The sequence below is a fragment of the Cellulomonas dongxiuzhuiae genome (genome assembly GCF_018623035.1).
Classification (GTDB): domain Bacteria; phylum Actinomycetota; class Actinomycetes; order Actinomycetales; family Cellulomonadaceae; genus Cellulomonas; species Cellulomonas dongxiuzhuiae.
In genome coordinates, this window is sequence record NZ_CP076023.1 from 2,417,068 (window position 1) to 2,430,155 (window position 13,088).

Consider the following 13,088-nt stretch of genomic DNA (forward strand, 5'->3'; position numbering starts at 1 on the left):
AGGAGCGCGTGGTCCGCCGCGCGCGGCTGCGGATCGGGTCGCTCGTCGGCCTCGTCATCGCGGCGCTGCTCGGCCTGGCCGGCGCGATCTCCTACGGCGTCCTGCTGCACAGCCAGGAGCGCCAGATCGACGGTGAGCTCGACTGGGGCATCGAGCACGGCACCATCGCCGGGCCGCCCGCGTGCAGCTGGATCATCACGTACGACGGCACCACGGTGGACACCGGCGTGGCGACCCCGCCCACCGGGTTCCCGTTGACGGACGCCCTCACCGAGGTCCACGCCACGGGCGCCACGCAGGACGCCCGGGTCGCGCAGGACGGCACGGTCTACCACGTGCGCACCGCACGGCAGGGCGACGAGGTCGTCCAGGCCGTCTTCGACGCCCGCTTCCAGCTCGCCGACCGGCGGCACCTGCTCATCGCGTTCGCCGTCGCCGCCGCGGCGGGGGCGCTCGCGGCGGTCGTCAGCGGCGTCGTCGTCGGTCGCCGCGCCGTCGCCCCGCTGGCCGAGGCCCTGCACCGCCAGCGTCGCTTCGTCGCCGACGCGAGCCACGAGCTGCGCACGCCGATCGCGCAGGTCCACGCGCGCGCCCAGCTGCTCGTGCGGCGCGCCCGCGCGGCCGACGACGACGTGCAGGCGCGCGACCTGGACCGGCTCGTCGCGACGACCCGTCGCCTGGGCGAGATCGTCGACGAGCTCCTCATGTCCGCACGGCTCACCGCGGCGCACGACACCGCGGCCACCCGCCCCGACAGCACCCAGGTGGACGTCGCCGCGCTCGTCGAGGACGCCGTCACGGCCGACACGGCACGGGCGGTCGAGCGCGGTGTCATCGTCACGGCCCTCACCGAACCCGCCCTGCCACGCGTGCTCGGCGTCGAGTCGGCGCTGCGACGCGTCGTCGCCGAGCTGCTCAGCAACGCGCTGTCCCACACGCCGCCCGGCGGTCAGGTCGCGGTCCGTGCGGCGGCGGTCGAGCAGGGGCGCGTCGTGGAGGTCGTGGTCCTGGACACCGGTGAGGGATTCGACCCCGAGGACGCCGAGCGCATCTTCGACCGCTTCCACCGCGGCCCGGGCAACGACGAGCGCCGCTTCGGCCTGGGCCTGGCGCTGCTGCGCGAGGTCGTCACGAGCCACGGGGGCACGATCCAGGCGGTCAGCGACACGGGCGTCGGCGCCACCTTCACGGTCCGGCTCCCGGCGTCGGTCGGCCACGGGCCCGTCCCCGCGACGACGGGAACCCGCGACGACGCCGCGCGCACCCCCGCGCGGCTGTGACGCCGCGCGGCCGGTGGGGCGGATGAGCCAGCCGGTACGCCGGGTTCTGTCCCCGCGCGCGGTCTCCCCCGCGCGGGTGGCGACCATCCATCTACGACGTACGTTGCCGCACGCCTCCAGCGGCCTACCCGGGAGCTCGGGCGGGCAACCCTCGAACGCTCCCTGTCTGGCCTTGCTCCGGGTGGGGTTTGCCGAGCCGCACCGGTCACCCGGTGCGCTGGTGGGCTCTTACCCCACCGTTTCACCCTTACCGCGCCGTCCCGGCGAGCCGGTCCGTCGTGGCGGTCTGTTCTCTGTGGCACTTTCCCGCGGGTCACCCCGGGTGGGTGTTACCCACCACCCTGCCCTACGGAGCCCGGACGTTCCTCGGCAGGACCCGAGGGTCCCGACGCGGCCGCCTGGCTGACTCATCCGCACCGGTCAGCCTACCCGTGTCACACGTCGACGCGGTACGTCAGGCTCAGCTCGTCGCCGGCGACGCCGCGGATCCCCCAGTACGTGAACGGCACGTCAGCCTGACTAACTAGGACCTCACCCTTTCGAGTGAACCGCACGCAGTTACGCACAGTATTCGGCGTCGCGCGTGGTGGTTCTGAGTTCAGCGGGATTTCTTGTATTATCAAGCATCACCGCTGTGCGTGTACATTTTTGGCGCAGCCCTTATCGCTCTCTGCAGCAAAAATAGCGCAGAAGCTCTTTATCTGTTTATCGCCGCGACACGAAGAGTACGCGGTATAGAAGCGCGAGAATCGCGAGCCAGATCATGCTGGCGACAATCGCGAATGTCGGGCTCGGGTTAAACACATTGGAAGAGAACGGGAATGGCAAACGCCATCCAAGACCGATGCAAACTATTATCGCTAGTATGTAGGCAGCGAGAGCCAAGAATAGCACGTGCTTTATGATGCTGGATCTCACGATTCCTCCGCTAGATGCGCTGGTGAGTGCGTATTACAGTCCTGGTGCCCGACCGAGTCGAGGTGGTGACCCCCGCGTAGCGCCGTGGAGCAGTGCTGTGTCGACCACCGGCTCTCCGCAGAAGCGCCAAGCCTGATCGACCGCGGCTCGGTGGTCGCTTTCGGGGCTGATTCTGCCGTCTGGGTGTGGCAGCCCCGCCCGCTGTCGTGCGGGTCGGAGGGCACGACAAGGGCGCTAGCGGTGGAGCCCTGCTCGCTGAGCCTGCGGTCCGCGCGTGCTCGTCTTGCGGGCCCGAGGAGGCTTCACCCCAGAGCCACGCCCGAGCAGATCGGGCATACCTACCAGGTCGCCCGCGCGTGGGCGCAGGAGGACCCCGAATCGGCACGCGCAGAAGGCCGGATGCGCGAGGAGCTGCGCGCCCGGTACGGGGTCGACGCCGACCAGACGAACGCCGACCCGGCCGCCGTGCGCGCCGCGGTCGAACGAGCCGAGCACACCCGCGCGCAGGCCGACGCCGAGCGCACCCGCGCCGCGGCAGAGAACGCCGAGGCCGTCCGGCTGCTGCAGCACGCGGACCGTGAAGACGCTCGCGCGGAGCAGGCCCGGGCGGCCGCGGAGCACGAGCCGGAGCCCGAGGAGCGCGCCCGAGCGGTTACGGAGGCCGAGCTGCGCATGACGGGTGCCGGTGGCACCCGGGAGAACGGGCGGCGCTGTACGACAGCGCCGAGCGACGCACCACCGCAGCGAACGAGCTTGAGACCAAGGGCATCGATCGTGAGGTCGTCGCCACCCGCATGCGGGCCGACGTCAGCCAGGCCAAGCCAGCCAGCGAGGCCGTCAAGACGAGCCCTGGGCGGGCTCTCGAGCACGACGACCTCGAGGTCGTCGGCCGCGAGGCCGAGCGCAGGGGCGACGTCGTCGAAGAACGCCGCGATGAGCCCGCGGACGGCGCCCGGGCTACGGCCCGTGAAGCACACGACCTCGACCACGAGGTACTCGGGCGAGCGCGGCGCGACGAGGTCCTCGTCGTCGAGCAGCAGGAAGCGGTGGAACCGCTTGTCCTGCGGCAGCCCCCACGCCGCCACGAGCGCGCCGTGGACCGCGTCGGACACCTCCTGGCGTCGCGCCGCCCACACCGTGCGGCGGCCGTAGAGCTTCACCTGTGCCACGTCCCACACCTTCCACGCGCCGGATGCCCGGGGCGCACACCGTACCCTCGTGCGGTGCTCGTGCTCCTGCCGCCCTCCGAGGGCAAGACGCCCGCACCCGCCACCGCTCCCGCGCTGGACCTGGCGGCGCTGTCCCACCCCGGCCTGACGCCCGTGCGCGAGAAGGTGCTCGACGCGCTCGTCGAGGTCAGCGCCCGCCCGGACGCGTGCGACGTGCTGGGCGTCTCGCCCGGCCTCGCCGAGGAGGTCGCACGCAACGTCCGACTGCGCTCGGCACCGGCGGCCCGGGCGTCGCGCGTGTACACCGGTGTGCTGTACGGCGCGGCCGGTCTCGACGCGCTCACCCCCGCCGCACGGGCGCGTGCCGTCGCGAGCGTGCGCGTCGTGTCCGCGCTGTGGGGCGTGCTGACGGTGGACGACGTCGTGCCCGCGTACCGGCTGTCGATGGGGACCGACCTGCCCGGCGTCGGTCCGCTCGCCGCCGCGTGGCGCGCCCCGCTGGGCGTCGAGCTCGCCACGCGTGCCGCCGACGACCTCGTGGTCGACTGCCGGTCCGCGACCTACCGTGCCGCGTGGGCGCCCCCGGCGGGTGCGCCGTGGGTGGAGGTGCGCGTGCTGCGCGAGGTCGACGGGCGGCGCTCCGTGGTCTCGCACCACGCCAAGCACACCCGCGGCGTCCTGACGCGCCACCTCGTGACGCGCCGCGGTCGCGAGCCGCGCGACGCCGACGAGCTCGCGCACGCCGCGAGCGCGCTGGTCGGCGACGCGCTCCACGCCGTGGAGCTCGCCCCTGCACCCCGCCGCGGCGCCCGCACGCTCTCCCTCGTCGTCACGTAGGCCACCGGGCAGTCAGCGCCGGTCCGTCACCAGCCCTCGCTGGGCGCACCGGCGACCGCGATCTCGTCGCGGCGGTCCGCGAACAGCCGCACGATGCTCACGGACGCGGGCGCGACCCGCAGCTGGCTCCACGTCCCGGGGTGGGCACCCATCGTGACGCCGAGCGCCGCACGGATCGCGACGGCGTGCGACACCACGACGACCGTGCGGGGACCGCCCGCCCGCAGCGCGTCCAGGCCGCGGCGCAGCCGCACGCCGACGTCCGCGATGGACTCGCCGCCCGGCGGGCGCACGTGGCCGTCGGTGTGCCACGGCTCGAGCAACCCCGGCCAGCGCTCCTCGATCTGCTCGGCCGTCAGGCCCTGCCACTGCCCGAAGTCGGCCTCCTGGAACACCGGGTCGGTCCGCACCGGCAGCCCCAGCCGGGCCGCCATGACCGCCGCGGTCTCCTGCGTCCGCACCATGGGCGAGGCGACGATCTCGCTCGGGTCGTCGATGTCGCCCCACAGGTCGCGCCCGACCCGGTGGACCAGCGCCGCGGCCGCGGCCGCCTGCGTGCGCCCGACCTCGTCGAGCGGCGGTCCCGGCTCCGAGGAGCCCGAGTACCCGCGCGAGACGGTCATCGTGGTCTGGCCGTGCCGCACGAGGACGACCGTCGTCGGCTCGTCGTCGTCGAACCGCGGTGACGTCCCGGACGGGCGTACCGCACGCCGCCCCGCGGTCGGCGACCCGGCCGACGCCGTCCCCGCCCCGGCAGGGTCGACGCGGTCGGGGGCGAGCGGCTCGGCGGGCGAGGGCCCGGCGTCGCCCGCCTCGCCAGGACGGTCGGGACGGTCGGGGTCGTGCGCCGGTTCGCTGGTCACCCCCGCAGTCTTCGCCCCACGGGGCCGGGGGTCCAGCCGGCGCACCTGCTCAGGCGTCGGTGAGACGGACCAGGATGCGGCCGCACTCCTCGCAGCGGACGACGGCGTCGACCGGGCGGGCACGGATCGCCTCGATGTCCAGCGGGTTCAGCTCGAGGCGGCACCCGTCGCACCGGGTCCCGCGCAGCGCTGCGGCGCCGCTGCCGCCCAGCTGGCCGCGCAACCGCTCGTAGAGCGCGACGAGGCCCGCGTCGAGACCGTCGGCCGCGCGCTCGCGCTCGGCGCGCACGCGCCCCGCCTCGGCGTCGATCTCCGCGTACCCGGCGTCCCGCTCCGCGACGACCTTCAGGCGGTCGGCGACGAGGGCACCCTGCGCCTGCTCGAGGTCGCGCAGCACGGCCTCGTGCGCCTCGAGGCGCTCCATGACCTCGAGCTCGACGTCCTCGAGGTGCGCCTGCCGGGCCGCCAGGCTCGCGAGCTCGCTCGTCAGCGCCTGCGCATCCTTCGCACCCACCTGGCCGCCGTCGAGACGCTGCTGGTTGCGCACCGCGCGGCCGCGCACCTGCTCCACGTCCGCCTCGGCCTTCGCCAGCTCGGTCCGCAGGTCGGATGCCGCCGTGCGGGACGTCACGAGCGCGGAGTCGAGGTCCGCGAGCTGCGCGTCCAGCTCGACGATCCGCGCGAGCGCCGGCAGCGAGCGCCGCTTGTGGGCGAGCTGCGCGAGGCGTGTGTCCAGGTCCTGGACGTCGAGGAGTCGGCGCTGGTCTGCGGCGGGGGCGCTCGTCACGTGGTGGTTCCTTCCGGCGGGGACGTCTGCGGCACGTGACCCGTCCACGGGTCGGTGCGCCGCGTGCTGACGCGGGTCTCCACCGTAGTGCCCGCGGCCGCCAGGTCCGCCCGCAACGCGTCGGCGGCGCGCGGCAGCCAGAGCCACTCGGACGCGGAGTGCGCCAGGTCGACGAGCGCGGGGCGAGGCGGGCCGTCGCCCGCCTCGAACGCCGCGCGCTCCTGCTGCTCCGACGCCGGGTGGTGGCGCAGGTCCGCGGTCACGTACGCGTCCACGTCGGCGGCGCGCACGGCGTCGAACAGCGAGTCCCCCGACCCGCCGAGCACCGCGACGCGCCGCACGGGCATGTCCGGGTCGCCGGCGTACCGCACGCCCTGGGCGGTCGCGGGCACGGCTCGGGCGACGGCTGCGGCGAACGCGTGCAGCGGCAGCGCCGTCGGCAGTGTGCCGACCCGTCCCAGCCCCGTGCTCCCCGGCAGCGCCGCCAGCTCCAGGACGTCGAACGCCGGCTCCTCGTACGGGTGGGCCGCACGCATCGCGGCCACGACACGGCTGCGCAGGCGGCGCGGCGCGATCATCTCGACGCGCGCCTCGGCGAGGGTCTCGCGCCGCCCGACCGCACCGACGGCGGGTGACGCACCCGGCAGCGGTGTGAACGTCCCCTCCCCGGTCGTCGTCCACGCGCAGCGCGCGTACGCACCCACCTGCCCGGCGCCCGCCTCCGCGAGGGCGTCGACGAGCGCGTCGGCGGCGGTGACGGGCACCATGACGACGTGCTTGTCGAGCGCGGGCGCGTCGGCGGGGACGAGGGGCTCCGTCCCGACCAGCCCCACGGCGTCCGCGAGCGCCTCGGCGACGCCGCCGCGCGCGGAGTCGGCGTTGGTGTGCGCCGTGTACAGCCCGCAGCCTCCGCGCACCAGACGGTGCAGCAGAGCGCCCTTGTACGTCGTCGCAGCGACCGAGTGGACGGGCCGCAGGAGCAGGGGGTGGTGGGTGACCAGCAGGTCCGCGTCCCACCCGAGGGCCTCGTCCACGACCGCGGCGACCGGGTCGACGGCCAGCAGCACGCGACGCACCGGTGCCGCGGGGTCACCGGCGGCGAGCCCCACGCGGTCCCAGGACTCGGCGGTGCGCGGGGGGTAGCGCGCCTCGAGGGCGGCGACGACCTGGGCGAGGGTCGCGGTCACGGCAGCACGAGCGCCTTCGTGCACGTGCGCTCGTCCATCGCGCGGTACGCGTCGGCGATGTCGTCGAGCCCGAAGGTCGCGTCGAAGACCAGACCCGGCTCGATGGTCCCGGCCCAGACGTCCGGCAGCAGGCCCTCGATGTAGCCGCGCACGGGTGCGACGCCGCCGACGACGCCTTTGTTGGCGGAGAACATCGTCTGCACCGAGAGCTCCGGGCCGCCGGCGGGGACCCCGACGAACCCGACGCGTCCGCCGGGACGCACGGTGGCCAGCGCCTGGGCCATCGACTCCCGCGTCCCCACGCACTCCAGCACGCCGTGCGGACCGACACCGCCGAGCAGGTCGACGACCGCTGCCGCTCCCTCGTCGCCGCGCTCGGTGACGACGTCGGTCGCGCCGAACCGCCGCGCGAGCGCCTGGCGTGCGGGGTTGCGGGAGAACGCGACGACCCGCTCGGCGCCGAGCCGGCGCGCGGCGATGATGCCGCACAGGCCGACGGCGCCGTCACCGACGACAGCGACGACCGAGCCGGCACGGACGCCCGCGGACAGCGCCGCGTGGTGCCCGGTGCCCAGGACGTCGGCGAGCGTCAGCACGTGGGGCAGCAGCGCGGCGTCGGGGTGCTCGGGGGCGACGACGAGGGTGCCGTCGGCCAGCGGCACGCGGACGTACTCGCCCTGCCCACCGTCCGACGGGATGCCCTCGTGGTCCGGCGATCCCCACCACGCGACCTGCTCGCACGAGGTGTGCACGCCGTCGCGGCAGTGCACGCACGTGCCGTCGCTGATCGAGAACGGCGCGACGACGAAGTCGCCGACGCTCACCCGCCGGACGTCGGCACCGACCTCCTCGACGACGCCCACGAACTCGTGACCCGTGCGGTGCGGCTCGCCCGGGTCCCGCACGCCGCGGTAGCCCCACAGGTCGGAGCCGCACACGCACGTCGCGACGACGCGGACGACGGCGTCGGTGGGACGGTGGACGACGGGGTCGGGCACCTGCTCGACGCGCACGTCGTGGGGGCCGTGGATGACGGTGGCTCGCACACCGGAAGCCTACGGCTCGACCGGCCGGCGCCGCCCGTGACGAGGTGGGGGCCCGACGTGTCACGGGTCGCCGGCGCGCCGGTAGGCTGACCGACCGCAAGGGCCTGTAGCTCAGTTGGTCAGAGCGCCGCGCTTACACCGCGGAGGTCGCCGGTTCGAGACCGGCCGGGCCCACCCACGCATCACGCGGAGCATCACGCCGACAGCGCCGCCAGCGCCTGCCGGTAGGCGGACAGCGGGCGCGCCTGCCCGCGGGGGTTCACGACGCTCCAACGCAGCACCCCGTCGGCGTCGACGAGGAACGAGCCGCGCAGCGCGTGCCCGGTGGCCTCGTCGAAGACCCCGTAGGCGCGGGCCGCCTCGCCGTGCGGCCAGAAGTCGGAGAGCAGGTCGAACGGGAACCGCTCCTGCTCCGACCACGCCCGCAGGGCGAACATCGGGTCGCAGGACACGGCGAGGAGCCGGACGCCGGCGTCGTCGAAGGCGGCGATGTCGTCCCGCAGCTCGCACAGCTCAGCCGTGCAGATGCCGGAGAAGGCGAACGGGAAGAACACCACCGCGACCGGCGTGCCGCGCAGCTGCGCGAGCGCGACGGGCGTGCCGTGCGTGTCGGGGAGCGTCAGCCCGGGAGCGCGCGTCCCGACCTGCGGGACGCCCGCACCGCTCACTTCCCGCGGCCTCGGGAGGACAGACGTGTCGCGGACCAGTCCGGGCCGATCGAGAACGTCGACATCGCGTGCAGGCCGGACGTCGTGGCCGCCTCCTCGATGTCCGAGTGCGACACGTGACCGGGACGACCCGCCTTGGGCGAGAAGACCCAGATGGGACCGCTGTCCTCGAGCACGCTGGTCGCGTCGACGAGGGCGTCCGTGAGGTCGCCGTCGTCCTGACGGAACCAGATGACTGCACCGTCCGTGACGTCGTCGTAGTCCTCGTCGACGAGCTCGGTGCCGGTCACGGCCTCGATACCCGTACGGACGTCGGCGTCGACGTCGTCGTCGTAGTTCAGCTCCTGGATCACCTGCCCGGCTGTGAAGCCGAGGCGGGCGACCGCCTGCGTCGCGGAGTCGTCCGCGGTGGATGACACGTCGGCCCGTTCCCTTCTCCCCCGGTGCGCCGCACTGTTCGCGGACCCACCTGTCGATGTCGGCACACGTTAGCCCACCGCAGCGCAGGGGGCGCTGGCAAGAGGCCGATCCGCACGCGTGTCACGGACGTCACGCCGCGCAACCGGGGCCACGGTGTGACTTTCGGCCCTCGACGGACCGAGAATGGTGCAACTACCCGCAACCGCACCCGCTCACCATGCGCAGGTCGCCGGCTGCAGGCACTGGAGCGTGCTGGGGCGCCACGAGGCGCCGGGCGCGCACGAGACGCGAAGGAGCACCGGTGGCTTCCATCGACGAGACGGGTCCGCTCATCGGCGGCCTGCTCAGCCAGGTCCCCGACATCGACCCGGAGGAGACCGGTGAGTGGCTCGAGTCCCTCGACGGGCTGATCGAGGACAAGGGCGGTCCGCGGGCCCGGTACGTGCTCATGAACCTGCTGCGGCGCGCGCGCGAGCGCAACGTCGCGATCCCGGCGTCGCTCAACACGCCGTACGTGAACACCATCGCGGTGCACAACGAGCCGTACTTCCCCGGCGACGAGGCCATGGAGCGCCGCTACCGGTCGTGGATCCGCTGGAACGCGGCCGTCATGGTGACGCGCGCGCAGCGGCCCGGCGTGGCCGTCGGCGGGCACATCTCGTCGTACGCGTCCGTCGCGACGCTGACCGAGGTCGGCCTCAACCACTTCTTCCGCGGCAAGGACCACCCGGGCGGCGGTGACCAGGTCTACTTCCAGGGCCACGCGTCGCCGGGCGTCTACGCGCGCGCGTTCCTCGAGGGCCGGCTGTCCGAGCACCAGCTCGACGGCTTCCGTCAGGAGCTGTCGCACCCGGGCGGCGGCCTGCCGTCCTACCCGCACCCGCGCCTCGCGCCCGAGCTGTGGGAGTTCCCCACGGTCTCCATGGGCCTGGGCCCGGCGTCCGCGATCTACCAGGCGTGGACGAACAGGTACCTGCACAACCGCGGGATCAAGGACACCAGCCAGCAGGACGTCTGGGCGTACCTCGGCGACGGCGAGATGGACGAGCCCGAGTCGCGCGGCATGCTCCAGCACGCGGCGCAGCAGGGCCTGGACAACCTCACGTTCGTCGTCAACTGCAACCTGCAGCGCCTCGACGGCCCGGTCCGCGGCAACGGCAAGATCATCCAGGAGCTCGAGGCGCAGTTCCGCGGTGCGGGCTGGAACGTCATCAAGGTCATCTGGGGCCGCGAGTGGGACACGCTGCTCAACGCCGACAAGGACCGCGCGCTGGTCCACCTGATGAACACGACGCCCGACGGCGACTTCCAGACGTACCGCGCCGAGAACGGCGCGTTCATCCGCGAGCACTTCTTCGGCCGGGACCCGCGCACCAAGCAGCTGGTCGAGAAGATGACGGACGACGAGATCTGGGCGCTCAAGCGCGGCGGGCACGACTACCGCAAGCTCTACGCGGCCTACAAGGCGGCGCGTGAGCACACGGGCCAGCCGACCGTGATCCTGGCGCACACCATCAAGGGCTACGGCCTGGGCTCGGGCTTCGCCGGTCGCAACGCGACGCACCAGATGAAGAAGCTCAAGCTCGACCAGCTCAAGACGCTGCGCGACTCGCTGCACATCCCGATCACCGACGAGCAGCTCGAGGCCGACCCGTACCTGCCGCCGTACTTCCACCCGGGACCCGAGGACGAGGCGATCCGCTACATGCTCGACCGGCGGCGCCAGCTCGGCGGGTTCGTCCCGGAGCGTCGCACCGAGCACACGAAGCTCACGCTCCCGGGCGACAAGGTCTACGAGAGCCTGGCCAAGGGCTCGGGCACGCAGGAGGTCGCCACGACCATGGCGCTCGTGCGCCTGTTCAAGGACCTGGTCAAGGACAAGGAGTTCGGCCACCGCCTGGTGCCGATCATCCCCGACGAGGCGCGCACCTTCGGCCTGGACTCGATCTTCCCGAGCGCGAAGATCTTCAACACCAACGGCCAGAACTACATGGCCGTGGACCGTGAGCTCATGCTCTCGTACAAGGAGTCCGAGGCCGGGCAGATCATGCACACCGGCATCAACGAGGCCGGTTCCGCGGCCGCGTTCCAGGCGGTGGGCACCTCCTACGCGACGCACGGCGAGCCGCTCGTCCCGTTCTACTTCTACTACTCGATGTTCGGGTTCCAGCGCACCGGCGACCAGTTCTGGGCCGCCGGGGACCAGATGACCCGCGGGTTCCTCATCGGCGCCACCGCCGGCCGCACCACGCTCACGGGCGAGGGCCTGCAGCACGCCGACGGCCACTCGCCGCTGCTCGCGGGCACCATGCCGCACGTCGTGCACTACGACCCCGCGTACGGGTACGAGATCCGCCACATCGTGCGCGACGGCATCCACCGCATGTACGGCGAGGGCGACGGGCGCGACCGTGACGTCATCTACTACCTGACGGTCTACAACGAGCCCATGCTCCAGCCGGCGGAGCCGCAGGACGTCGACGTCGAGGGCATCCTCAAGGGCATCCACCTCGTCGCGCCGGCGGAGGGCGACGGGCCGCGCGCCCAGATCCTGGCGTCGGGCGTCGCGGTGCCGTGGGCGCTCGAGGCGCAGCACCTGCTGGCCGAGGACTGGGGCGTGCGCGCCGCGGTCTGGTCGGTGACGAGCTGGAACGAGCTGCGTCGTGAGGCGCTCGCCGCCGAGCAGCAGGCCTTCCTGCACCCGGGTGACGGGATCCGCACGCCGTACCTGACGCAGAAGCTGCAGGGCGCCGAGGGGCCGTTCGTCGCCACGACGGACTTCGACCACCTCGTGGCCGACCAGGTCCGCGCCTGGGTGCCGGGCCGCTACGCCACGCTCGGGGCCGACGGGTTCGGCTTCTCCGACACGCGCGCGGCGGCGCGCCGGCACTTCAAGATCGACGGACCCTCGACGGTGGTCCGCGTCCTGCAGCAGCTGGTGCTCGAGGGCAAGGTCGACGCGTCGCTCCCGGCGCAGGCCATCGAGCGCTACCGGCTGCACGACGTCACGGCCGGCACGTCCGGCAACACCGGTGGGGACTCCTGACCTCCCGCTGACACCAGGACGCCCCCGGCCGCACGGCCGGGGGCGTTCGTGCGTCTGCGCGGGTCCCGCGGGCGGGGCGCCCGGACGGCGGTGCGGTCGGACGGCGGTGGGGTCAGGTGCCGGGGATGGCCTGCTCGGCCTGCGCGATCTCGATCCTCAGCTCGTCCTTCAGCGCCGCGATCGCGGCCTGGTCCGGGTAGAGGTCGAGCGACGACAGGTGCTGCTTGGCCTCGAGCGGGCGCTCGGCGGCGATCGCCGCGCGGACGAGCTCGCGCGCGACCTCGGGGACGTGCTCCCGCGGCCGCCAGTGGCCGACGCCGAGGTTGAGGGCCTCGACCGGCTGGCCCGCCTCGCACAGCAGCGCGATGCCCTGCACGAGCGCCTGGCCCGACGGGTCGCGCTCGGCGGCCGTGGTCAGCCGGCGGATGGTGCCCTCGTGGTCGTCACGCACCGACAGGCGGGCCACCTCGATGAGCGGGTACCAGGCGCGCGGGTTGCCCGCGAGCTCCTCGCCGAGCGACCACACGGCCAGGTCGGCGGCGTGCTGCCGCTCGTGCTCGACGTTCGGCGCCGTCAGGGGGTCCTCCTCTGCGACGGACTCGGCGGCACGGCGACGGACGATCTCAGCGAGGGCGAGGAACGCCCGCTCGTTGTTGGGATCGTCGCTCAGCATGGAACGCAGCGCGTCCTCATGGAGCGTGTCCCCACGCCGCGAGGCTGTCGTCGGGCGACGCGCCCCGACCTTGGAGGCCGAGGAGGGTCGCCGCATGAGCTGGCGCAGGCGGGGCAGAAGAGCCATGCGGCGACCTTATCCGCTCCGTCCGCCGCGCACCCGTCCGACGGGGCCCCGAACGCCCGTCGGATGCG

The 13,088-nt window shown here is 73.6% G+C and carries 11 protein-coding genes, 1 tRNA gene and 1 other RNA gene; 4 read left to right on the plus strand and 9 right to left on the minus strand.

Annotated features, from left to right (window positions below; translation table 11 throughout):
• Positions 1-8: 8 nt before the first annotated feature.
• A complete protein-coding gene (locus KKR89_RS10800; RefSeq protein ID WP_251140852.1) occupies positions 9-1,280 on the plus strand; it encodes a sensor histidine kinase in 1,272 nt (423 codons plus the stop codon).
• A gap of 19 nt (positions 1,281-1,299) precedes the next feature.
• Here the strand turns inward: KKR89_RS10800 and rnpB are convergent.
• Positions 1,300-1,690: RNase P RNA component class A (gene rnpB, locus KKR89_RS10805), an RNA gene on the minus strand.
• Between the two features lie 846 nt (positions 1,691-2,536).
• Positions 2,537-3,367 carry a tautomerase family protein gene (locus KKR89_RS18305; RefSeq protein ID WP_251140853.1) on the minus strand — a complete coding sequence of 277 codons (831 nt, stop codon included), beginning with the start codon at positions 3,365-3,367 and terminating at the stop codon, positions 2,537-2,539.
• 54 nt (positions 3,368-3,421) lie between these two features.
• On the opposite strand from KKR89_RS18305, the gene KKR89_RS10815 reads away from it, so the two are divergent.
• Positions 3,422-4,204: a YaaA family protein gene (locus KKR89_RS10815; protein WP_208195351.1), complete on the plus strand. Its 783-nt coding sequence runs from the start codon at positions 3,422-3,424 to the stop codon at positions 4,202-4,204.
• Positions 4,205-4,230: 26 nt separating this feature from the next.
• Here the strand turns inward: KKR89_RS10815 and KKR89_RS10820 are convergent, their stop codons facing one another.
• Genes KKR89_RS10820 through KKR89_RS10835 form a run of 4 tightly spaced genes read right to left on the minus strand, consistent with a single transcriptional unit; the run spans position 4,231 to position 8,087 of the window.
• Positions 4,231-5,067 (minus strand): histidine phosphatase family protein, encoded by an 837-nt coding sequence (locus KKR89_RS10820; protein WP_251140854.1) that lies wholly within the window; start codon positions 5,065-5,067, stop codon positions 4,231-4,233.
• 49 nt (positions 5,068-5,116) lie between these two features.
• Positions 5,117-5,854 carry a zinc ribbon domain-containing protein gene (locus KKR89_RS10825; RefSeq protein ID WP_208195353.1) on the minus strand — a complete coding sequence of 246 codons (738 nt, stop codon included), beginning with the start codon at positions 5,852-5,854 and terminating at the stop codon, positions 5,117-5,119.
• Entirely contained in the window at positions 5,851-7,041 is a 1,191-nt protein-coding gene (locus KKR89_RS10830; protein WP_208195354.1) for a Nif3-like dinuclear metal center hexameric protein, read from the minus strand. Before KKR89_RS10830 ends, KKR89_RS10825 begins: the two co-directional genes overlap by 4 nt.
• Positions 7,038-8,087, minus strand: coding sequence for a zinc-binding dehydrogenase (locus KKR89_RS10835; RefSeq protein ID WP_208195355.1), 1,050 nt, complete (start codon positions 8,085-8,087; stop codon positions 7,038-7,040). Before KKR89_RS10835 ends, KKR89_RS10830 begins: the two co-directional genes overlap by 4 nt.
• Positions 8,088-8,187: 100 nt before the next feature.
• Here KKR89_RS10835 and KKR89_RS10840 point away from each other — a divergent pair.
• A tRNA-Val gene (locus KKR89_RS10840) sits at positions 8,188-8,261 on the plus strand.
• Between the two features lie 20 nt (positions 8,262-8,281).
• Here the strand turns inward: KKR89_RS10840 and KKR89_RS10845 are convergent.
• Together KKR89_RS10845 and KKR89_RS10850 are read right to left on the minus strand one after the other, a co-directional pair.
• Positions 8,282-8,755 carry a peroxiredoxin gene (locus tag KKR89_RS10845; protein WP_208195356.1) on the minus strand — a complete coding sequence of 158 codons (474 nt, stop codon included), beginning with the start codon at positions 8,753-8,755 and terminating at the stop codon, positions 8,282-8,284.
• Positions 8,752-9,174 (minus strand): DUF3052 domain-containing protein, encoded by a 423-nt coding sequence (locus tag KKR89_RS10850; RefSeq protein ID WP_191782109.1) that lies wholly within the window; start codon positions 9,172-9,174, stop codon positions 8,752-8,754. Before KKR89_RS10850 ends, KKR89_RS10845 begins: the two co-directional genes overlap by 4 nt.
• Before the next feature lie 302 nt (positions 9,175-9,476).
• On the opposite strand from KKR89_RS10850, the gene aceE reads away from it, so the two are divergent.
• Complete coding sequence (gene aceE, locus KKR89_RS10855) at positions 9,477-12,221, plus strand: pyruvate dehydrogenase (acetyl-transferring), homodimeric type (RefSeq protein ID WP_208195357.1); 2,745 nt, start codon at positions 9,477-9,479, stop codon at positions 12,219-12,221.
• A gap of 112 nt (positions 12,222-12,333) precedes the next feature.
• Here the strand turns inward: aceE and KKR89_RS10860 are convergent, their stop codons facing one another.
• Positions 12,334-13,020 carry a hypothetical protein gene (locus tag KKR89_RS10860; RefSeq protein WP_208195358.1) on the minus strand — a complete coding sequence of 229 codons (687 nt, stop codon included), beginning with the start codon at positions 13,018-13,020 and terminating at the stop codon, positions 12,334-12,336.
• Positions 13,021-13,088 lie beyond the last annotated feature (68 nt).

Excerpts from the sequence above, each read along its gene's own strand:
- KKR89_RS10860 (WP_208195358.1), bottom strand. The coding sequence starts at position 13,020 with ATGGCTCTTCTGCCCCGCCTGCGCCAGCTCATGCGGCGACCCTCCTCG.